Origin of the sequence: Duganella aquatilis (assembly GCF_009674565.1) — a bacterium.
Taxonomy (GTDB): Bacteria; Pseudomonadota; Gammaproteobacteria; order Burkholderiales; family Burkholderiaceae_D; genus Rugamonas; species Rugamonas aquatilis.
Genome location: NZ_WKJL01000036.1, coordinates 16,847 through 37,078, shown reverse-complemented (window position 1 = coordinate 37,078; position 20,232 = coordinate 16,847). Strand labels below are relative to the sequence as shown.

Below are 20,232 nucleotides of genomic sequence, written 5' to 3'. Positions count from 1 at the left end.
GCCCCAGGCAAGGCGAAAGCCGGACAAAACTTCATGCCCGGCGTCGTCCCGCTACAGCCCTGCTACAATTCGGGCCTGTTTCTAATGAAAGGAAGATCATGTCCACCATCACTACCGACTCCGGCCTGCAATACATCGAACTGACCGTGGGCGAAGGCGAAGAAGCCAAAGCCGGCCAGAATGTCACCGTGCACTACACCGGCTGGCTGCGCAACGACGACGGCACCAAGGGCCCGAAATTTGATTCGAGCAAAGACCGCAACGATCCATTCGAGTTCGCCCTGGGCGCCGGCATGGTCATCCGCGGCTGGGACGAAGGCGTGCAAGGCATGAAGATTGGCGGTACCCGCCAGCTGATCATTCCAGCCGACCTGGGCTACGGCTCGCGCGGCGCCGGCGGCGTCATCCCGCCAAACGCCACGCTGATTTTCGACGTCGAACTGCTGGGCGTTTAAGCCCCCGTTAGCGCTGCCAGTTCCTGCGCAGCGCTTCCAGTTCGGCTCTCGTATCAAGCATGCCGCCGACGATGCGCTGGTCGATCGCCTCCAGCAGCGCCGTCGGCATCTCGGCGCCCATGCGGTAGCCGCCCGCCCCCGCCACCGGCCGGCCGTTCTGCACCACCACCGGTATCCGCCACTCCTCGTTGGCGCGACAGGCAATTCCCACCAGATCCTGCGACACGCCCACCAGCGTAAAGCTGCGGCAGTAGGTGCCCTCGTTCGACAGAAAACTCAGGCCGACGCGCACATCGCCCTCGGTCTGCGCCGAGCCGCCCAGCTGCTGGCTCAAGGCCGCCGCCAGCTTGCCCTGCGCGACCAGCAAACCGCTGCGGCTGCTGACCTCGGTCTGCGGCTGCGCGCGCTCGCCGCTGAACCAGTCGGGCTGCCACTTCGCCAGGCCGAATTTGCCGGCCGCCAGCCCCACCACCATCACCAGCGCCAGCGCGCTCCATTCCAGCCAGCCCCAGTGCCGGCGCGTGGCCTTGCGCGCGGCCTGCTGCGTGGCCAGGCGCTGCGCCCGCACCGCCGCCAGCTGCACCACGTTGGCACCGTGGCGCGCGCGGCCGGCGGACGGGCTGCGCTGGTCGGCGTAGACATCGTCGCGCGCCGCGCGCAGCCGCGCCACCCGGCGCACCAGGCTGCTGTCATGGCGCATGGCGGCCTCAAGCTCCTGGCGGGTTTCCTCGTCCAGTTCGCCATCGGCATACGCTATCAGTGTCTCGTCTGAAAAGCTCATATTCCCGTCCTTTTACGCGTTCCATCATAAACCTTTTTTGCCGGTCATGCGGTTTTGTCGAAACTGAGAAACCCTTTAAATACAAGGCCTTGTTCGCGTTGCGGTGCAGCGAGGCAGCGGACACAAGGCTTACTTCGTACGTAGTTCGTACAGAAACCATTACTTTTAACAATATTTATGCTAATCTGCGCGCTCCAATAACCAAGGAGGTAGTAATGAAAAAAGGCGAACTGATTGCAGAATTTGCGAAACGCACCGAGCTGTCCGCTGCTGCCGCCAACGGCGCAGTGAACACCCTGATCGCCATCATCACCGAGCGTCTGAAAAAAGGCGACACGGTTGGCATCACCGGCTTCGGCACCTTCTCCGTAGCCAAACGCGCTGCACGCAAAGGCCGCAATCCCGCAACCGGCGAAGCGATCAAGATCGCTGCGTCGAAAACCCCGAAATTCTCGGCTGGCGCCACGCTGAAATCGGCTGTCAACCCGACGAAGAAGAAGTAATTCTTCCGGAGTTTTACGCGTGCCCGGAAGGGCACCGGAGACGGCGGTTCATGCCGGCACATGCCGGGCATGGCCGCCGTTCTGTTTTGGAGCGCGCACTCTAGCGGCTTTTGCCATGGCTGCGGTTATGATGGTGCATCCATTCACAGCCAGGAGTTAGGTATGAGTTTGCAAGAACAGTTTGAACAAGCGCAGGCGGACTCGAAGAATCTGTCCGAGCGTCCGGACAATATCACGCTGCTGAAAATCTATGCGCTGTTCAAGCAGGCATCCAGCGGCGACACCACCGGCGAGCGTCCCGGCATGACCGACTTCGTCGGCCGCGCCAAGTTCGATGCATGGGCCGAGCTGAAAGGCAAAACCCAGGACGAAGCGAAACAGCTGTACATCGACCTGATCGAAGACCTGAAGTAAGACCGACGCAATAAAAAAGGCCCGCACGGGCCTTTTATTTTTTAGACAACAAACACCTTCCGCATCTTCTCGGCCACCTTGGCCTCGATCTGCGACGCCATCATGCTGATCGGGAAGCCTAGGTCCAGTTGCAGCTGCGCCTGATGCGGCAGCAGGCTCAGCGAACCACTGACGCCGCTGCGCTCGAAACGCAGCACATCCCCCTCCCAGCGGCAGGCCAGTTCAAATTGTTCGGCCAGCTTGTCGGCCACTTGTTGGGCGGCCGCGCGTGCCTGCTCCGGCGCCAGGTGGTGTTCCTGGACGATGTTGATGTCCGCCATGCGGCTCTCCCTGCTCTGAATAACAAAGCCGCCATGATGCCAGTTGCGCCCCGCCCGCGCCAGTCCACAACGGCAGGGGCGAAGTGTTTCATCCCGCCCGAATGTATTTGCTTATATGTATTGTATATAAGCCCAATTTGTGAGAAATAGCGAATTACCTTAAAATACAGTGCTTTGCCAAGGTTAGCCAGGCAACTGCCCCGCCGCCGACGCTACTGCACACCAACATTGATAGGACTGTTATGACCCACGTTGTCACCGAATCTTGCATCGCTTGCCGTTATACGGACTGCGTCGATGTTTGCCCGGTAGATTGTTTCCGCCAAGGCCCGAACTTCCTCGCCATCGACCCGGACGAGTGCATCGACTGCGCCGTCTGCGTGGCCGAATGCCCGGTCAACGCCATCTACGCCGAGGAAGACGTCCCAGGCGACCAGCAGCAATTCATCAAGATCAACGTCGATCTGGCGCGTAACTGGCCTTCGATCACCAAGACTATTCCTGCGCTGCCGGATGCGGAACAGTTCAAGGACGTCAAAGAAAAATTGCAGCTGTTGGTACGCTAAGCAGCGGCCATCATTGAAATCACAGGAAAACCACGTATGAATAGCACTGTCACACCACCTGGCGTCATCGAAGCCGATGCCGTCATCATTGGCGCCGGCCCGGTCGGCTTGTTCCAGGTCTTCGAGCTCGGCCTGCTGGAAATCAAGGCCCACGTGATCGATTCGCTGGGCGCCGTGGGTGGCCAGTGCGTGGAACTGTACCCGGACAAGCCGATCTACGACATCCCGGCCGTGCCGTCGTGCACCGGCCAGGAACTGACCGACAACCTGCTCAAGCAGATCGAACCGTTCGAGCCGACCTTCCACCTGGGCCAGGAAGTGACCAAGGTCGAGCGCCGCGACGACGGCCGTTTCGACGTTGAAACCACGCTGGGCACCCAGTTCATCACCAAGACCATCTTCATCGCCGCCGGCGTCGGCTCGTTCCAGGCCCGCACGCTGAAAGTGGACGGCATCGACGTGTTCGAAGGCTCGCAGCTGCACTACAAGGTCAAGGACCCGGCGCAGTTCGAAGGCAAGAACCTGGTCATCTGCGGCGGCGGCGACTCCGCGCTGGACTGGGCCCTGAACTTCGTCGGCAAGGCCGAATCGGTGGTGCTGCTGCACCGCCGCGAAGACTTCCGCGCCGCGCCAGCCTCGGTCGCCAAGATGAAAGCGCTGTGCGACGACTACGAAATGCAGCTGATCATCGGCCAGGCCACCGGCTACGAAGCCTCGGAAGACGGCAAGCTGAACCACCTGAAAGTGACCGGCGCCGACGGCGTCACCCGCCGCGTGCCGCTGGACATGCTGCTGGTGTTCTTCGGCCTGTCGCCGAAGCTGGGCCCGATCGCCGAATGGGGCCTGGACATCGAGCGCCGCCAGCTGAAGGTGCAGAACACCGAGAAGTTCGAAACCAACGTGCCGGGCATCTTCGCCGTGGGCGACATCAACACCTACCCGGGCAAGAAAAAGCTGATCCTGTCGGGCTTCCACGAAGCCGCGCTGGCCGCTTTCGGCGCCGCGCCGTACATCTTCCCGGACAAGAAGATCCACATGCAGTACACCACCACCTCTCCGAAGCTGCACAAGGTGCTGGGCGTGGAAACGCCTGTGTTCGATTAAGCACTGACGACGGGCAAATGTCCTACACAAAAGCAGCGGAAACGCTGCTTTTTTTATGCCCGCCGCAGTATTATTCTTAATAGCAAGATTGCCTGTGGATAGTACGTAGCCCTTGCTGGGCAGCACCTCAGAGTGCTTTACGTCAAAAACACAGCGCCTATAATATGGCTTATGATGTCGGCATTGGTGCACCGCACCAAAACCTATAAAAACCGGGATGTCCTATGCTCTACCAACTCCATGAAATGCAGCGCTCCTTCCTGACGCCCCTGATGCAATGGGCGGACGCGTCGGCCAAGCTGTTTACCAATCCGGTGTCGCCGCTGGCGCATACGCCGTTCTCCCAGCGCATCGCCGCCGGTTACGAACTGATGTACCGATTGGGCAAGGACTACGAAAAGCCGGCATTCGAAATCGACAGCACCGTGATCAAGGGCGAGACGGTCGGCATCATCGAGCACGTGGCGGTCAACAAGCCGTTCTGCCGCCTGATCCATTTCAAGAAGGACCTGGACGACAAGAAATTCAAGGCCCTGAAGCAGCCGACCGTGCTGCTGGTGGCGCCGCTGTCCGGCCACCACTCGACGCTGCTGCGCGACACCGTGCGCGGCCTGATCGTCGACCACGACGTCTACATCACCGACTGGACCGACGCCCGCATGGTGCCGCTGTCGGAAGGCCCGTTCCACCTGGACGACTACATCTATTACGTGCAGGACTTCATCCGTCTGCTGGGCCCGAACGTGCACGTGATCTCCGTATGCCAGCCGACCGTGCCGGTGCTGGCCGCGATCTCGCTGATGGCCTCGGAAAACGATCCGAAACTGCCGAAAACCATGACCATGATGGGCGGCCCGATCGATCCGCGCAAATCACCGACCGCCGTCAACAACCTGGCCACCGAGAAGAAATTCTCGTGGTTCGAAAACACCGTGATCTACCCGGTGCCGCCGAACTACCCGGGCTTTGGCCGCAAGGTCTATCCGGGCTTCCTGCAGCATGCCGGCTTCATCGCCATGAATCCGGGCCGCCACGCCGAAAGCCACCGCGACTTCTACAACCACCTGGTCAAGGGTGACGAGGAAACCGCCGAATCGCACCGCAAGTTCTACGACGAATACAACGCCGTGCTGGACATGCCGGCCGAATACTATCTGGACACCATCAAGACCGTGTTCCAGGACTTCGCGCTGCCGAAAGGCGACTGGCTGGTCGGCGGCAAGCTGGTGCGTCCGGCCGACATCAAGACCGTCGCCCTGTTCACCGTTGAAGGCGAGCTGGACGACATCTCCGGCGCTGGCCAGACCCAGGCCGCGCACGACCTGTGCACCGGCATTCCGGCCGACATGCAGCAGGACTTCGTGGCGCCGGGCGCCGGCCACTACGGCATCTTCTCCGGCCGCCGCTGGCGCGAGATGGTGTGCCCGAAAATTACCGAGTTCATCAAGAAACACGGTTGATCGAATAGTAAAACGCCCCGTCTGACGGGGCGTTTTACTATAATGGCGTTTTATCGCCCAGCTACCTTCCGTGTCCAGCCCTCCCTCACTCGCCGACCGCATCGAAGACGTCCTGCCGCAGACGCAATGCACCAAGTGCGGCTATGATGGCTGCCGCCCGTATGCGGAAGCCATCGCGGCCGGCACGGCCGACATCAACCAGTGTCCGCCCGGCGGCGCCGAAGGCATCGCACGGCTGTCGTCAGTCACCGGCCGCGGGGTCATCCCGCTGAATCCCGTCAACGGCCTGGAACGGCCGCGCGCCGTCGCCTACATCGACGAAGCGCTGTGCATCGGCTGCACGCTGTGCATCCAGGCCTGCCCGGTGGACGCCATCGTCGGCGCCGGCAAACTGATGCACACCGTGGTGCCGGACCTGTGCACCGGCTGCGATCTGTGCGTGGCGCCCTGCCCGGTCGATTGCATCGTCATGTACCCGGTGACGGAAACCACCGGCTGGGCCGCGTGGACGCAAGCCGATGCCGATGCCGCGCGCGAACGCCACGACTTCCGCGCCTTCCGCCTCAAGCGCGACAAGGACGAAAACGAAGCCCGCCTGGCGGAGAAGGCCAAAGCCAAGATGGAGAAAGTCAACACCATCGATCCAGCCGACGCCGAATCGGCCGCCGCGCTGGAACGCAAACGCGCCATCATCGCCGCCGCGATGGAGCGTGCCCGCCTGAAAAAAGAATCCGAGAACAAATGAACGCAGCCAAACGCTACGAAATGTTTGTGCGCTTCCGCGCCGCCAATCCCAAGCCCGTCACCGAACTCGCATACACGACGCCCTTCGAACTGCTGATCGCCGTGCTGCTGTCGGCGCAGGCGACCGACGTCGGCGTCAACAAGGCCACGCGCCTGCTGTACCCGGTGGCCAACACGCCGCAGGCCATCCTCGACATGGGCGAGGAAGAGCTGACGGGCTACATCCGCACCATTGGCCTGTACAAGACCAAGGCCAAGAACGTCATCGCCACCTGCAAGATCCTGGTGGAGAAGCATGGCGGCGTGGTGCCGCAGGATCGCGAATCGCTGGAAGAACTGCCGGGCGTCGGCCGCAAGACCGCCAACGTGGTGCTGAACACCGCCTTCGGCCAGCCGACGATGGCGGTGGACACGCACATCTTCCGCGTCTCCAACCGCACCGGCCTGGCGCCGGGCAAGAACGTCGACATCGTCGAACAAAAGCTGCTGAAATTCGTGCCGCAGGAGTTTCTGCACGACGCCCACCACTGGCTGATCCTGCACGGCCGCTACACCTGCAAGGCGCGCAAGCCCGAATGCTGGAACTGCATGCAGATCGACCTGTGCGACTACCGCGCCAAAACACCGGCGCCCGCCACCGCCTGATCCTGGGTCAGTTCTGCCAATCGCACACGAGCTCATGTACCAATGGCAGAACTGACCCCGGTTTTTAGACCAGCACCAGGTTGTCGCGGTGGATCAGTTCCTGGCCTTCGACGAAGCCGAGGATCGCTTCGATTTCGCTCGACGGCTTGCGCATGATGCGGCGCGTTTCGGCGCTGGTGTAGTTGGACAGGCCGCGCGCCACCGGCACGCCGTCCGCGCTGACGCAGGTGATGACCGCGCCGCGTCCGAACTCACCCTTCACTTCCACCACGCCGATCGGCAGCAGCGACTTGCCCTCGCCGGTCAGCTTCTGCACCGCGCCGGCGTCCAGCACGACCTGGCCCGCGGTGTGCAGGTGATCGGCCATCCACTGCTTGCGCGCCGTCAAGTGGCCGGTCTGCGCCGCCAGTTCGGTGCCGATGGCTTCCCCGCCGGCCAGGCGCGCCAGCACTTCGTTCTCGCGGCCATAGGCGATGACGGTGTGCGCGCCCGATTTGGCGGCGCGCTTGGCGGCCAGGATCTTGGTCAGCATGCCGCCGCGTCCCAGGCTGCTGCCGGCGCCGCCGGCCATCGCCTCCAGCGCCGCGTCGCCCGCACGGCCGTGCTGGATCAGCGTTGCCGACGGATCCTTGCGCGGATCGGCGCTGTACAGCCCTTGCTGGTCGGTGAGGATGATCAGCGCGTCGGCTTCGATCAGGTTGGCCACCAGCGCGCCCAGCGTATCGTTGTCGCCGAACTTGATTTCGTCGGTGACCACCGTGTCGTTCTCGTTGATGATCGGCACCACGCCCAGGCGCAGCAAGGTGGTCAGCGTCGAGCGCGCGTTCAGGTAGCGTTCGCGGTCGGCCAGGTCGGCGTGCGTCAGCAGCACCTGCGCCGTGCCCAGCTGGTGCGCGCGGAAGCTGGTTTCGTAGATCTGCGCCAGGCCCATCTGGCCGACGGCGGCGCAGGCCTGCAGTTCGTGGATATCGGTGGGGCGCTGCTCGAAGCCCAGGCGCAGCATGCCTTCGGCGATGGCGCCGGACGACACCAGCACCACTTCCTTGCCCAGCCCACGCAGGCCGGCGATCTGCGAGGCCCAGCGCGCGATGGCGGAATGATCGAGTCCGCGCCCATCATTGGTGACCAGCGACGATCCAACCTTGATGATGATGCGGGTGGCTTTTTGTATGACGGAATTCATAAGGCGACAATCTCAAAACAAGCGGAGGAAAATATGCTGTATTTTGGCGGGCGGATTGCCCTGCTTTGCCGCGACAGTCGCCGGCTCCGGGATGCGGAGGCGGCGCCGAATGGGAAAGGCATAACCAGCTGATAACTGATTATGCCGGTGATGCACTGGATTAGTCGAGGATTTTGAAGCGCGGATCGTCCGGATCGATCGACGAAATGCCGCGCGCCTCTTCGGTCATCTGCGTTTCTTCCGAGCGCTGCTCGGTATGGCGCGTTGCTTCCAGGTGCTTCTGGATGGCGTTGACCAGCTCCTGCGTGCCGTCGTGGCTAAGCGCGGAGATCTCGAACACCGGACCCTTGAAGCCGAACTTCTTGATGAAATCCTTGACCTTCTTGGCGCGTTCTTCTTCCGGCACCATGTCCAGCTTGTTCAGCACCAGCCAGCGCGGCTTGTCGACCAGTTCTTCATCGTACTTCTTCAGTTCATTGACCAGCGCCTTGGCTTCCTTGACCGGATCGACGCTCGCCTCGAACGGCGCCAGGTCGACGATGTGCAGCAGCAGGCCGGTGCGCGACAGGTGGCGCAGGAACTGGTGGCCCAGGCCCGCACCTTCGGCGGCGCCTTCGATCAGGCCCGGAATGTCGGCGATCACAAAGCTCTTCTCGTGCGACACGCGGACCACGCCCAGGTTCGGATGCAGGGTGGTGAACGGATAGTCGGCGATCTTCGGACGCGCGTTCGACACGGCGGTGATGAAGGTCGACTTGCCGGCGTTCGGCATGCCCAGCAGGCCCACATCGGCCAGCACCTTCAGTTCCAGGCGCAGCGTGCGCACTTCGCCTTCCTTGCCCGGCGTCTTCTGACGCGGCGCGCGGTTGGTCGAGGTCTTGAAGTGGATGTTGCCCCAGCCGCCCTCGCCGCCCTTGGCCAGCAGCTCCTGCTGACCGTGTTCGCTCAGGTCGGCCAGGATCTCGCCGCTGACGTCATCGATGATCAGGGTGCCCAGCGGCATGCGCAGGAACATGTCGTCGGCGCCTCGGCCATAGCAGTCGGCGCCACGGCCCGGTTCGCCGTTGCCGGCGCGGTGCACTTTGGAGAAGCGGAAATCGACCAAGGTATTGATGTTACGGTCCGCTACGGCCCAGATCGAGCCACCCTTGCCGCCGTCGCCGCCGTCAGGGCCGCCAAACGGGCGGAATTTTTCACGGCAAAACGACGAGCAGCCATTGCCGCCGTCACCACCGATTACTTCAATTTTTGCTTCGTCGATAAACTTCATGATGTACCGCCATAAAACTAAAAGGCTCTACCGGGGGGGGCAGAGCCTTTCGATTGAAGGCTTGCGCCTTACAAAACAGCCCGACACGACATGCGCGCGGGCCGTGAGCGTAATTTACGCTGCTGCTACTACGGTGACGTACTGTTTCGAGCCTGCGCCCTTAACAACAAACTTCACCACGCCGTCCACCAGGGCGAACAGGGTGTGATCTTTGCCGGTGCCTACACCTTCGCCGGCGCGCACTGGGGTGCCGCGTTGACGAATGATGATGCCGCCTGCATTGATGGTTTGGCCGCCGTAGACTTTAACGCCCAGACGTTTTGATTCTGAGTCACGACCATTTCGCGTTGTGCCGCCGCCTTTTTTGTGTGCCATGCTAAAGCTCCTTGGATACTAAAAAGTGTCGATACGCGATTAGGCGTTGATCGAAACAACTTGGATTTCGGTGTAGTTCTGACGGTGACCCTGATGCTTCTGGTAGTGCTTACGACGACGCATCTTGAAGATCGTCACTTTTTCGTGACGGCCGTGGGAAACAACAGTAACCAGAACCTTCGCACCTTCAACCAGCGGAGCACCGAACTTGATGCTGTCGCCCGCGCCAACGGCGAGGACTTGGTCAATGGTGATTTCGGAACCAATGTCTGCCGGTATCTGTTCTACTTTAAGTTTTTCGCCAGCGGCAACTTTGTATTGTTTGCCACCGGTTTTTATGACCGCGTACATGATTTGAAACCTCTCAAATGTTTAGAAAAATCCCCGGAGAAACCGGAGAACCGCAGATTATACACAGGAACCATTTTTGCGTCAAAAACTATTCACAAACGGCGGGTGGCGTGGTATGTCAAACAATTTTACCGGGGCGGCGCTTGACATTACAGCAAGCGAATTGCAGCAAACAGAGGGGCTGACGCCCCTGTGGACGGGGCCATGACGTATAATCTCGCCACCATTAGTCTAACTGCACAGGTTCGCCTTGTCTGCCGCTACCCAAAACGCCACCCAAAACACCATCACCCAAACCATTGCCGCCGATATGGACGCGGTCAACCTGGTGATCCGTAAAAGCCTGCATTCCGAGGTTTCCCTCGTCAATCAGATTGCTGAATACATCATCAGCGCCGGTGGGAAACGCATCCGCCCGGTCCTGGTGCTGCTGGTGGCCAACGCCTGGTCCTACAAGGGCACGGCGCACCACGAACTGGCCGCGGTGGTGGAGTTCATCCACACCGCGACGCTGCTGCACGACGACGTGGTCGACGAATCGTCGCTGCGCCGCGGCCGCGCCACCGCCAACGCCCTGTTCGGCAACGCCGCCTCGGTGCTGGTGGGCGACTTCCTGTATTCGCGCTCGTTCCAGATGATGGTCGGCCTGAACAATATGCGCGTGATGCAGATCCTGTCGGACGCCACCAACGTCATCGCCGAAGGCGAAGTGCAGCAGCTGCTGAACATGCACGATCCGGACGTGACCCAGGAACGCTACCTGCAAGTGATCCGCTCCAAGACCGCCAAGCTGTTTGAAGCGGCCGCTGAGCTGGGCGCGCTGGTGGCTGGCGCCAATGACGAGCAGATCGCCGCCGCCGGCGAATACGGCCGCTCGCTGGGCACCGCCTTCCAGCTGATCGACGACGTGCTGGATTACGCCGGCGACGCCGCCGAAATCGGCAAGAACGTCGGCGACGACCTGCGCGAAGGCAAGCCGACGCTGCCGCTGATCTACCTGATGGAAAACGGCACGCCGGAGCAGCGCGAGCTGGTGCGTTCGTGCATCGAACAGGGTGACGAGCAGCATTTCGACACCATCCTGGCCGCCATCACCACCAGCGGCGCGCTGGACTTCACGCGCGAACAGGCGGTAATCGCCGCCAAGCGCGCCTCGGAAGCGATCGCCGGCCTGCCGGACAGTGTCTACAAGGAATCGCTGCTGCAACTGGCGCACTTCTCGGTACATCGAAATCACTAAAACTTAAACCCGGGGTCAGGTCCCTCATTTCTACACGAGCTCAACCCTATGTACACATACGGTTGAGCTCGTGTAGAAATGAGGGACCTGACCCTGGGTTTTTCATTGCGGCCACCGCAACAATCATTTGTTCCCGCACCGATTTTTCTTTGCCCATCAGAAGCCTAGACTGAGGCCTTCTAATATCGCAAGGACTCATCATGCTGGACAAACTGACGCAAGGCGGCTTCTCGATCGGCCTCGAACTGCCGCTGGATAACGACTGGTCCCCTGCCGGCGACCGCGCCCGCCGCGAAGCCGGCCGCCTGCCGGGCCAACCGGACATGCAGCACCACGCCGAACTGGCGGTGCTGGCCGACCGGCTCGGCTTCCGCGCGCTGTGGGTGCGCGACGTGCCGCTGTACGACCCATCGTTCGGCGACGCCGCCCAAGTTTTTGAAACATTCAGCTACCTCGGCTACCTGGCCGGCGTCACCAGGAACATCCTGCTCGGCACCGCCGCCGTGGTGCTGCCGCTGCGCGAACCGGTGCTGACGATGAAATCCGCCGCCACCGTGCAACAGTTGAGCAACGGCCGCCTGCTGCTCGGCACCGCCAGCGGCGACCGTCCCGTCGAATACCCGATCTTCGGTCGCGACTTCGACACGCGCGGCGCCGAGTTCCGCGACCAGGTCGCCAAGCTGCGCGCCGGGCACGATCCCGCCTGGCCGCCCGGCATCCAGCTGCTGCCGCGCGCAACGCAGCCGATCCCGCTGCTGGTGGCCGGCCTGGCACAGCAGACGCCGCAATGGGCCGGCGCCAACATGGACGGCTGGCTGGCCTATCCCGGCACGCCGGAAGACCACGTGCGCCGCGTGGCGCTGTGGCGCGAGGTGGCCGGCGCCAAGCCCTACGTCAGCTTCATCCACCTCGACTTGCTGGCCGATCCCGACGCCCCGCTGCGCCGCCACCGCTTCGGCGCCTCGACCGGCCGCAACGGCCTGATCGCCGAACTGCAAGCGATGCAGGATGCCGGCGTCGACCACATCGGCCTCCACCTGCGCCGCAACCAGCGCCCGCTGGCCGAGACAATCGAAGAAATCGCCGCCTACATCCTGTAAAAACCGGGGTCAGTTCTGCCAATCGCACACGAGCCCATGTACCAATGGCAGAACTGACCCCGGATTACAGGATTTCCTGCACCAGCTCGGACGGGCGGCACAGGCGCACGCCTTTGGCCGTCACCACGAACGGGCGTTCGATCAGGATGGGATGGGCCATCATCGCGTCCAGCAGCGCGTCGTCCGACAGCGCGGTGTCGGCCAGGCCCAGTTCGACGTACAGGTCGCCCTTGTTGCGCATGGCCTGGCGCACCGTCAGGCCGGCCTTGGCGATCATCTTCTGCAGCGCCGCGCGCGTTGGCGGGTTCTTGACGTAGTCGATGATCTCCGGCTCCACGCCGCTGGCGCGGATCGCTTCCAGCGTTTTGCGCGACGTGCCGCAGGCGTTGTTGTGGTAGATGGTGACGCTCATGATGCTGCCCTCGTGCTGAATAACAAAGGCAGCATTATCGCTTAAAACTTCGTCGCCAGACTCACGCCGATGCTGCGCGGCGCCAGCCGGTAGCCCTGCACAATCGACGCCACCTGCGGATGCTGGATGATGGTGTCGGTATCGAACGCGTTCTTCACAAACACGGTGAACGCATAGCTGCCGAAGGTCATGCCGCCGCTGAAGTCCGTGCTGTGATACGCCGGACGCTCATGGTCGGTCTGCTCCGGATCCAGCGAGCCAGTGCTGGAGCCGACCCACTGCATGCCCGCCATCACAAACGCCGGCCGCTCCCACGCGGAGAAGTTGTAGGTGGCGTTGACCGCCGCGTTATATTTCGGCACGCCCTGAATCTGCGCACCGGCCACCGCACCCACCACGCCATTCTGGCTGCCGACATCGTTCGACAGTTCCGCCTTCACATAGCCGCCCGATGCGCTCAGCGTCAGGCCAGGCAGCGGCTTGGCCTTGATATCGAATTCGAAGCCCTTGGTGGTGGCGTCGCCTGCATTCGCGTTGTAGGTGTAGGCGCAGGTCGGCAGGTACACGCCCTGCTGGATGTTCTTCCACTTCACGTAGAACACGTCGGCATTCACGCTCACGCGGTTGTTGAGGAAGCGCGATTTGCTGCCCAATTCATAGCTCCACAGGCTGTCCGGCGAATACGACGGCGGCCCGGCCGTGATGCCGTTCGCTTCCAGGTCCGGCCCGCAGGTGGTCGGCGGCACGTAGATGTTGGCGCCGCCCAGGCGGAAGCCCTTGGCCACGCTGGTGTAGACGGTGTTGGTCGGATTGACTTCCCACGTCAGCGCATACTTCGGCGTGAAGGCTTTCGAATCCGTCTCGGCGCCGCTGTTGTTGCCGGCGCCAGCCAGGTAGTTGCCGTTGCGCTGTTCCAGCGTGGTATTCGCCTTCAGGTAGCGCGCGCCGACGGTGGCGTGCACGGTCGGCGTGAAGTAGTAATTCAGCTCGCCGAAGATCGACGCCTGCTTCTCGCGGTAGTGGAAGGCGCCGGCAAACGAGTTATCGTTCGGGAACTGGCCCGGACGCGCATCCGGCAGCAGATCCGGGTCGGCGATATCGAAGCCGAACTGCTTGAAGGTGTCGGTGACGCCGAAGATCGGATCGTTCTCGATGATGTTGGTATGCTGGCGCGAGAAGTACGTCCCCGCCAGCCAGGTCCACGGCGACACCTTCTCGTCGTAAGGACGCGAAGCCAGGCGGAACTCCTGCGATACCTGCCGCACCTGGTTATTCAGGTACACCGCCGACGGCAGGCCGGCAATCGCCTCGATCAGCTCCGGCGGCGCCTTGCCGCCATCGGCCGTCGAGGTCAGGAAGGTCGACAGCGAATAGCTGTTGTAGGCCGAACCATTCTGCGTGCGGTCGAACTTGCGCTCGAAGTAGCTGGTGGCCGAGGTCAGATCAAACGCGCCCAGGTCCCAGTTGACGGTCACGCTGGGCGCCATCAGCTTGTCGATCGACGGTTCGCGCACCTGCTTCTGCGCCTGGTACAGCGGCAGGTCCAGGTTGAAGGCCGCGATGTCCTTGGCGTCGATGCGCTGGTAGTAGACCGACAGCGTCACCGTCAGCGTGCGCGTCGGCCGCCACTTGAGCGAGGCGCGCACTTCCTGGTCGTTGATCTTGTTGATGTTGTTGGCGATGACGCCGCCGTCGCCGTCCACCTGCTTGATAAAGCCGCCCGTGTGCTGCGCCTGCACGCCGATGCGCAGCGCCAGTTCGTCGGGAATCAGCGGCAGGTTGGCGACCACGTTGGCCGCATAGTTGGCGCTGCCGCCCTTGGTGTTGGAGGCCTCGGTATAGGTGGTGAATTCGCGCTCCTTCAGATCCGGCTCGTTCGGCACGAACTTGATGGTGCCGCCCATCGAACTGGCGCCGTACAGGGTGGCCTGCGGACCGCGCAGCACTTCCACCCGGTCGATGTCGAAGAAGCGCGGCTCGATATTCCCCATGGTGTAGACGTTGCCCACCGTGACCGGCGTGTCGCCGAGGTAGATGCCCACCGTGGCCGCACCCGCCGTCGAGCTGATGCCGCGGATTTCAACGTTGGAGGTGCCCGGTCCCGCGCCGCCGTTGCCGCTGGCGGTGGTGAAGGAGATATTCGGCACCACGCGCGTCAGGTCGGTGATGTCGCGCACGTGTTCCGCCTGCAGCTGGGCGCCGGTGACGGCGGTGATACTCATCGCCACCTTGGCCGGATCTTCCTTGCGCTTTTGCGCGGTCACCTTCACGACTTCGATTTCGTCCGACTGCTGCTGCGCCCAAACCGGGGCACTGAATGCCGCCAGCACGGCGGATGCGATGAGTTTGCGTCGAATATCCATGTCCGATCTTCTCCTTGGCGCCCCAAAATTGGGCATATGCTTATATTTACCACATTGGTATTTTTACAAAGCAAAAAACTTGCCAAGGTGTGTTCTATTTGAAACGTTTAAAACTTTCGGACAGGAAGTCGACAAAGGTGCGGATGCGCGCGGAAAGCTGGTGCCGCTGCGGATACACCGCATAGATGTCCGCATCCGGCGTCCGGTAGTTGGCCAGCACCGGCGCCAGCCGCCCGCTTTGCAGATAGCGTTCGATGTCCCACTCGGCCCGCATCAGGATGCCGTGGCCATCCAGCGCCCAGTTGACGGCGATCTCGCCATCGTTGGTGGTCAGGTTGCCGCGCACGCGCACCGCGTCGCCGGTGCGGTCGCCTTCGCGTCCCGTGAACAGCCGCCACACGCCATACGCCTCGTCGCCCTGGCGGATGCAGATGCAGTTGTGCCGCGCCAGCTCGGGCGGCGACTTCGGCTCGCCGTGCTTTTCCAGGTACTTGGGCGAGGCGCACAGCAAGCGCCGGTTGGCCGCCAGCCGCCGTGCGATCACCCGCGTGTCGGCCGGCGCGCCGAATCGGATGCAGACGTCGAACTGGTCGTCCGTCAGCGGCGGCGGATCGACCGACAGCTGCAACTGCACGTCCACCTGCGGATACTGCAGCACGTACTGCGAAATCGCCGGCGCGATATGCAGCCGGCCGAAGCCCAGCGTGGCGTTGACGCGCAACTGCCCTTTCGGCACGCCCTTGGAAGTGGTCAGCAACTGATCGAGATCGGCGATTTCACCGAGGATGCGGCGCGCATGCTCGAGCAGCACCTCGCCCTCCGGCGTGAGGCTCATGCGGCGCGTGGTGCGGTTCACCAACGGCACGCCGATACGCGACTCGATGAATGCCAGCCGCTTGCTGACCGCCGACGTGGTGATGCCCAATTCGCGCGCCGCCCCGCTCAAACTGCCCGCATTGGACAGGGCGACGATAAAACTCAGCTCCGCTGGTTGAAAACCGCTGCTCATCGATTGTGGAGTCCAGGGTTGATAATGGATTGAGTTTAGCCACCTTAACGCGTGCCGTCCATTCCTTAAAGTGCATCCATTCACTTTTAAGGAGACAGCAATGAAGACCTACCACATCGCAACCATTCCAGGCGACGGCATCGGCAAGGAAGTCGTGCCCGCCGGCCAGCAGGTGCTGGCCGCGCTGGCCGCCGCCAGCAACACCTTCCAGTTCACCTTCGAAGACTTCGACTGGGGCGGCGACTACTACCGCAAGCACGGCGAAATGATGCCGAAGAACGGCCTGGACGCGCTGCGCAACAAGGACGCCATCCTGTTCGGCTCCGCCGGCGATCCTGACATCGCGGACCACATCACGCTGTGGGGCCTGCGCCTGAAGATCTGCCAGGGCTTCGACCAGTACGCCAACGTGCGCCCGACCCGCATCCTGCCCGGCATCGACGGGCCGCTGAAACGCTGCAAGCCGGAAGACCTGAACTGGGTCATCGTCCGCGAAAACTCGGAAGGCGAATACTCCGGCGTCGGCGGCCGCGTGCACCAGGGCCACCCGATCGAAGCCGCCACCGACGTTTCGATGATGACCCGCGTCGGCGTCGAACGCATCCTGCGCTACGCCTTCAAGCTGGCGCAATCGCGTCCACGCAAGCTGCTGACCGTGATCACCAAGTCCAACGCCCAGCGCCACGCGATGGTGATGTGGGACGAGATCGCGCTGGAAGTCTCGCGCGACTTCCCGGACGTGAAGTGGGACAAGGAACTGGTGGACGCCGCCACCGCGCGCATGGTCAACAAGCCGGCCACGCTGGACACCATCGTCGCCACCAACCTGCACGCCGACATCCTGAGCGATCTGGCCGCCGCGCTGGCGGGCAGCCTGGGCATCGCCCCGACCGGCAACATCGATCCTGAGCGCCGCTATCCGTCGATGTTCGAACCGATCCACGGTTCCGCCTTCGACATCATGGGCAAGGGCCTGGCCAATCCGGTCGGCACCTTCTGGTCCGTGGTGATGCTGCTGGAGCACCTGGGCGAACACGAAGCGGCGCAGCGCGTGATGCAGGCCATCGAATCCGTCACCGCCACGCCGTCGCTGCACACCGGTGACCTGGGCGGCAAGGCCACCACCGTCGAAGTCACCAACGCCGTCTGCGCCTGCCTGGCCGCCGACAAGGAGCGTAAAGCCGCTTGATCAAACGCCCGCCTCCACCGGCCATCAAGAGCCGGGGAGGCACGCCTCGGGGAACACATAAAGGAGACATCATGTACAAGCGATTCTTTGGCAAGCTATACGTGCAGGTGCTGGTCGGCGTCATCGCCGGCGGCCTGCTCGGCTATTTCTATCCCTCGCTCGGCGCGGACTTCAAGCCGCTGGGCGACGCGTTCATTAAACTGATCAAGATGGTGTTCGCGCCGGTGATCTTCGCCATGGTGGTGCTGGGCATCGCCAAGATGGAAAGCATGAAGGAACTGGGCCGCGTCGGCGTGCGCGCACTGATCTACTTTGAAGTGATGTCCACCTTTGCGCTGGCGCTCGGCCTGCTGGTGGTGAACGTGGTCAAGCCCGGCGCCGGCATGAACGTAGATGCCGCCACGCTCGACACGCACAGTATCGCCAGCTACACCGCGGCGGCCGCGCACACGGACGGCTTCATCGAATTCCTGCTGCACATGATACCCACCAGCGTGATCGATGCGCTGGCCAAGAACGACATCCTGCAGATCCTGGTGTTCGCCACCTTGTTCGGCATCGCCCTGTCGCACATGGGCCGCCGCGCCAAGCCGGTGGTGGATTTCCTGGAAGCGTTCAGCAACAGCATGTTCATGGTGGTCGGCATGATCATGCGCGTGGCGCCGCTGGCGGCGTTTGGCGCGATCGCTTTCACGGTCGGCAAATACGGCCTCGGTTCGCTGCTGTCGCTGGGCCAGCTGATGGGCAGCATGTACATCACCTGCATCGGGTTCGTGTTCGGCGTGCTGGGTATCGTGGCCAAGGTGTCGGGCTTCAGCCTGTGGAAATTCCTTCGCTATATCAAGGACGAGATCTTTACGGTGCTGGGCACCAGTTCGTCGGAATCCGTGGTGCCGCAAATGATGCGCAAGCTGGAGCACCTGGGCGTGTCCAAGCCTGTCGTCGGCCTGGTGATTCCGGCCGGCGTGACCTTCAATCCGGATGGGCAGTGCATCTACTACACCATGGCGGCGATCTTCATCGCACAGGCCACCAATACGCCGCTGACGATGATGGATCAATTCGTGGTGCTGGGCGTGCTGATAGTGACGTCCAAGGGTTCGGCCGGCGTCACCGGCTCCGGTTTCATCACGCTGGCGGCCACGCTGGCGTCGATGGGCAAGATTCCGGTGGCGGGCATGGTGCTGCTGCTGGGCGTGGACCGTTTCATGTCCGAGGCGCGCGCCATCACCAATACCATCGGCAATGCGGTCGCCACCATGGCGATTGCCAAGTGGGTCGGCGCGGTGGACCAGGAGCGCATGCACCGCGTGCTGAATGGCGAATCGACGGCGGAAGAACTGCGTTCGCTGTACGAGGTTGAGGATGCGCCGGAGCGGCCAGTCGCCGCGCCTGCGGCCAACGCGCCTGTCATCGCCTCGGTGGCCGCCGGACCGGCTGAAGTGCACAAGGTCACGGCATGAACACGCTGAACGACAAGGCGGCGCGCTTGCTGCTGCGCCGGATGTTCGACGCCGCCATCGCCGCCGCGCAGCCGGCGCTGTGCGTGCCGCCCGCCCTGCCGGCCGCGCCGAACGGCCGCTTGATCGTCATCGGCGCCGGCAAGGCATCCGCCGAAATGGCGCGCGCCGTGGAGCGCAACTGGCAAGGCCCGCTCACCGGCCTGGTGGTCACGCGCTACGGCTACGCGGTCCCTTGCGAACGCATCGAAATCGTCGAAGCCGCGCATCCGGTCCCCGACGCGGCAGGCCTGCAGGCCGCCCGCCGCATCCTCGAACGCGTGCAGGGCCTGAACGCCGACGACACGGTGCTGTGCCTGATCTCCGGCGGCGGCTCCTCGCTGCTGCCGTTGCCGCTGGAAGGCATCACGCTGGAAGACAAGCAGCAGGTCAACCACGCGCTGCTGCAGTCCGGCGCCAGCATCAGCGAAATGAACTGCGTGCGCCGCCACCTGTCCGCCATCAAGGGCGGCCGGCTGGCTGCGGCCTGCCATCCCGCCAAGGTGGTCACGCTGCTGATCTCCGACGTGCCCGGCGACGACACGCGCGACATCGCCTCCGGCCCGACGGTGGCCGACGCCAGCACCTGCGAGGACGCCCTCGCCATCATCCGGCGCTACGCCATCGACCTGCCGGAGCGCGTGCTCGAAGTCCTGCGCAGCGGCCGTGGCGAGTCGATCAAGCCTGGCGATCCGCGACTGGCCGGCAATGAAATCCGCATCATCGCCACGCCGCAGATGGCGCTGGAAGCCGCCGCCCGCGTCGCTGCGGAACACGGCGTCACCGCCCACATCCTCGGCGACAGCATCGAGGGCGAAGCGCGCGACGTCGGCAAAGTCATGGCCGGCATCGCGCTGCAAGCGGCACGTCGCAGCCAGCCGTTCACTGCGCCATGCGTGCTGCTGTCCGGCGGCGAAACCACCGTCACCGTGCGCGGCACGGGACGCGGCGGACGCAATGTCGAATTCCTGCTGTCCAGCGCCATCGCCCTGCGCGGCGAAGCCGACGTCTACGGGCTGGCCGGCGACACCGACGGCGTCGACGGCCAGGAAGAAATCGCCGGCGCCTGCGTTACGCCGGACACGCTGGCACGCGCCTTCGCCGCCGGCCTGCGTCCAGCCGACAGCCTGGATAACAACGACGGCCACGGCTTCTTCCAGGCGCTGGGCGACAGTGTCGTCACCGGCCCCACGCTCACCAACGTCAACGACTTCCGCGCGCTGCTGATCGCGCGCAGCGAGGATTAACC

General features: G+C 63.1%; 22 protein-coding genes. 13 read left to right on the top strand and 9 right to left on the bottom strand.

From position 1 onward, the window contains the following. Nucleotides 1-98: 98 nt before the first annotated feature. On the top strand, nt 99-455 hold the full coding sequence (locus GJ698_RS28085; protein ID WP_154361152.1) for an FKBP-type peptidyl-prolyl cis-trans isomerase: 357 nt from the start codon (nt 99-101) through the stop codon (nt 453-455). Between the two features lie 7 nt (nt 456-462). Here the strand turns inward: GJ698_RS28085 and GJ698_RS28080 are convergent, their stop codons facing one another. Further along, a complete protein-coding gene (locus GJ698_RS28080; protein ID WP_154361151.1) occupies nt 463-1,236 on the bottom strand; it encodes a zf-HC2 domain-containing protein in 774 nt (257 codons plus the stop codon). Between the two features lie 215 nt (nt 1,237-1,451). Here GJ698_RS28080 and GJ698_RS28075 point away from each other — a divergent pair, with 215 nt between their 5' ends. Both GJ698_RS28075 and GJ698_RS28070 read left to right on the top strand, forming a co-directional pair. Continuing rightward, on the top strand, nt 1,452-1,739 hold the full coding sequence (locus tag GJ698_RS28075; RefSeq protein WP_110847097.1) for an HU family DNA-binding protein: 288 nt from the start codon (nt 1,452-1,454) through the stop codon (nt 1,737-1,739). 162 nt (nt 1,740-1,901) lie between these two features. Then, the gene (locus tag GJ698_RS28070) at nt 1,902-2,153 is read left to right on the top strand and encodes an acyl-CoA-binding protein (protein WP_154361150.1); all 252 of its coding nucleotides are present in this window, start codon (nt 1,902-1,904) and stop codon (nt 2,151-2,153) included. A 41-nt stretch (nt 2,154-2,194) separates the two neighbouring features. Here the strand turns inward: GJ698_RS28070 and GJ698_RS28065 are convergent, their stop codons facing one another. Further along, complete coding sequence (locus GJ698_RS28065) at nt 2,195-2,473, bottom strand: polyhydroxyalkanoic acid system family protein (RefSeq protein ID WP_154361149.1); 279 nt, start codon at nt 2,471-2,473, stop codon at nt 2,195-2,197. Nucleotides 2,474-2,715: 242 nt separating this feature from the next. Between GJ698_RS28065 and fdxA the strand changes: the two genes are divergently transcribed. From fdxA to nth, 5 genes are all read left to right on the top strand, one after another. Next, entirely contained in the window at nt 2,716-3,039 is a 324-nt protein-coding gene (gene fdxA, locus GJ698_RS28060; RefSeq protein ID WP_154361148.1) for a ferredoxin FdxA, read from the top strand. A gap of 36 nt (nt 3,040-3,075) precedes the next feature. Beyond that, nucleotides 3,076-4,143, top strand: a complete 1,068-nt coding sequence (locus tag GJ698_RS28055; RefSeq protein ID WP_154361147.1) for an NAD(P)/FAD-dependent oxidoreductase — start codon at nt 3,076-3,078, stop codon at nt 4,141-4,143. Between the two features lie 224 nt (nt 4,144-4,367). Further along, nucleotides 4,368-5,603: a polyhydroxyalkanoate depolymerase gene (locus GJ698_RS28050; protein WP_154361146.1), complete on the top strand. Its 1,236-nt coding sequence runs from the start codon at nt 4,368-4,370 to the stop codon at nt 5,601-5,603. Nucleotides 5,604-5,673: 70 nt separating this feature from the next. Beyond that, on the top strand, nt 5,674-6,348 hold the full coding sequence (rsxB, locus tag GJ698_RS28045) for an electron transport complex subunit RsxB (protein ID WP_371865460.1): 675 nt from the start codon (nt 5,674-5,676) through the stop codon (nt 6,346-6,348). Beyond that, nucleotides 6,345-6,992 carry an endonuclease III gene (gene nth, locus GJ698_RS28040; RefSeq protein ID WP_154361145.1) on the top strand — a complete coding sequence of 216 codons (648 nt, stop codon included), beginning with the start codon at nt 6,345-6,347 and terminating at the stop codon, nt 6,990-6,992. Before rsxB ends, nth begins: the two co-directional genes overlap by 4 nt. A gap of 64 nt (nt 6,993-7,056) precedes the next feature. On the opposite strand, the gene proB is transcribed toward nth, so the two are convergent. From proB to rplU, 4 genes are all read right to left on the bottom strand, one after another. Further along, nucleotides 7,057-8,175: a glutamate 5-kinase gene (proB, locus tag GJ698_RS28035; RefSeq protein WP_154361144.1), complete on the bottom strand. Its 1,119-nt coding sequence runs from the start codon at nt 8,173-8,175 to the stop codon at nt 7,057-7,059. Between the two features lie 160 nt (nt 8,176-8,335). Further along, on the bottom strand, nt 8,336-9,445 hold the full coding sequence (gene obgE, locus GJ698_RS28030) for a GTPase ObgE (RefSeq protein ID WP_154361143.1): 1,110 nt from the start codon (nt 9,443-9,445) through the stop codon (nt 8,336-8,338). A 114-nt stretch (nt 9,446-9,559) separates the two neighbouring features. Next, on the bottom strand, nt 9,560-9,820 hold the full coding sequence (gene rpmA, locus GJ698_RS28025; protein ID WP_019921557.1) for a 50S ribosomal protein L27: 261 nt from the start codon (nt 9,818-9,820) through the stop codon (nt 9,560-9,562). A gap of 39 nt (nt 9,821-9,859) precedes the next feature. Then, nucleotides 9,860-10,171 carry a 50S ribosomal protein L21 gene (rplU, locus tag GJ698_RS28020; RefSeq protein WP_154361142.1) on the bottom strand — a complete coding sequence of 104 codons (312 nt, stop codon included), beginning with the start codon at nt 10,169-10,171 and terminating at the stop codon, nt 9,860-9,862. A gap of 250 nt (nt 10,172-10,421) precedes the next feature. Between rplU and ispB the strand changes: the two genes are divergently transcribed. Beyond that, a complete protein-coding gene (gene ispB / locus GJ698_RS28015; protein ID WP_154361141.1) occupies nt 10,422-11,411 on the top strand; it encodes an octaprenyl diphosphate synthase in 990 nt (329 codons plus the stop codon). A 200-nt stretch (nt 11,412-11,611) separates the two neighbouring features. Next, entirely contained in the window at nt 11,612-12,511 is a 900-nt protein-coding gene (locus GJ698_RS28010; RefSeq protein WP_154361140.1) for a TIGR03571 family LLM class oxidoreductase, read from the top strand. A gap of 64 nt (nt 12,512-12,575) precedes the next feature. Here the strand turns inward: GJ698_RS28010 and arsC are convergent, their stop codons facing one another. The 3 genes from arsC to GJ698_RS27995 all read right to left on the bottom strand — a co-directional run bounded on the left by arsC (nt 12,576) and on the right by GJ698_RS27995 (nt 16,295). Beyond that, complete coding sequence (arsC, locus tag GJ698_RS28005) at nt 12,576-12,923, bottom strand: arsenate reductase (glutaredoxin) (protein WP_154361139.1); 348 nt, start codon at nt 12,921-12,923, stop codon at nt 12,576-12,578. 41 nt (nt 12,924-12,964) lie between these two features. Next, complete coding sequence (locus GJ698_RS28000) at nt 12,965-15,286, bottom strand: TonB-dependent receptor (protein ID WP_154361138.1); 2,322 nt, start codon at nt 15,284-15,286, stop codon at nt 12,965-12,967. A gap of 94 nt (nt 15,287-15,380) precedes the next feature. Next, a complete protein-coding gene (locus GJ698_RS27995; RefSeq protein WP_154361137.1) occupies nt 15,381-16,295 on the bottom strand; it encodes a LysR family transcriptional regulator in 915 nt (304 codons plus the stop codon). Between the two features lie 100 nt (nt 16,296-16,395). Here GJ698_RS27995 and GJ698_RS27990 point away from each other — a divergent pair, with 100 nt between their 5' ends. The 3 genes from GJ698_RS27990 to GJ698_RS27980 all read left to right on the top strand — a co-directional run bounded on the left by GJ698_RS27990 (nt 16,396) and on the right by GJ698_RS27980 (nt 20,230). Beyond that, complete coding sequence (locus GJ698_RS27990; protein WP_154361136.1) at nt 16,396-17,484, top strand: tartrate dehydrogenase; 1,089 nt, start codon at nt 16,396-16,398, stop codon at nt 17,482-17,484. Nucleotides 17,485-17,555: 71 nt separating this feature from the next. Then, the gene (locus GJ698_RS27985; RefSeq protein WP_154361135.1) at nt 17,556-18,947 is read left to right on the top strand and encodes a dicarboxylate/amino acid:cation symporter; all 1,392 of its coding nucleotides are present in this window, start codon (nt 17,556-17,558) and stop codon (nt 18,945-18,947) included. Further along, on the top strand, nt 18,944-20,230 hold the full coding sequence (locus GJ698_RS27980; RefSeq protein WP_154361134.1) for a glycerate kinase type-2 family protein: 1,287 nt from the start codon (nt 18,944-18,946) through the stop codon (nt 20,228-20,230). The genes GJ698_RS27985 and GJ698_RS27980 overlap by 4 nt, the downstream gene beginning before the upstream one ends. Nucleotides 20,231-20,232 lie beyond the last annotated feature (2 nt).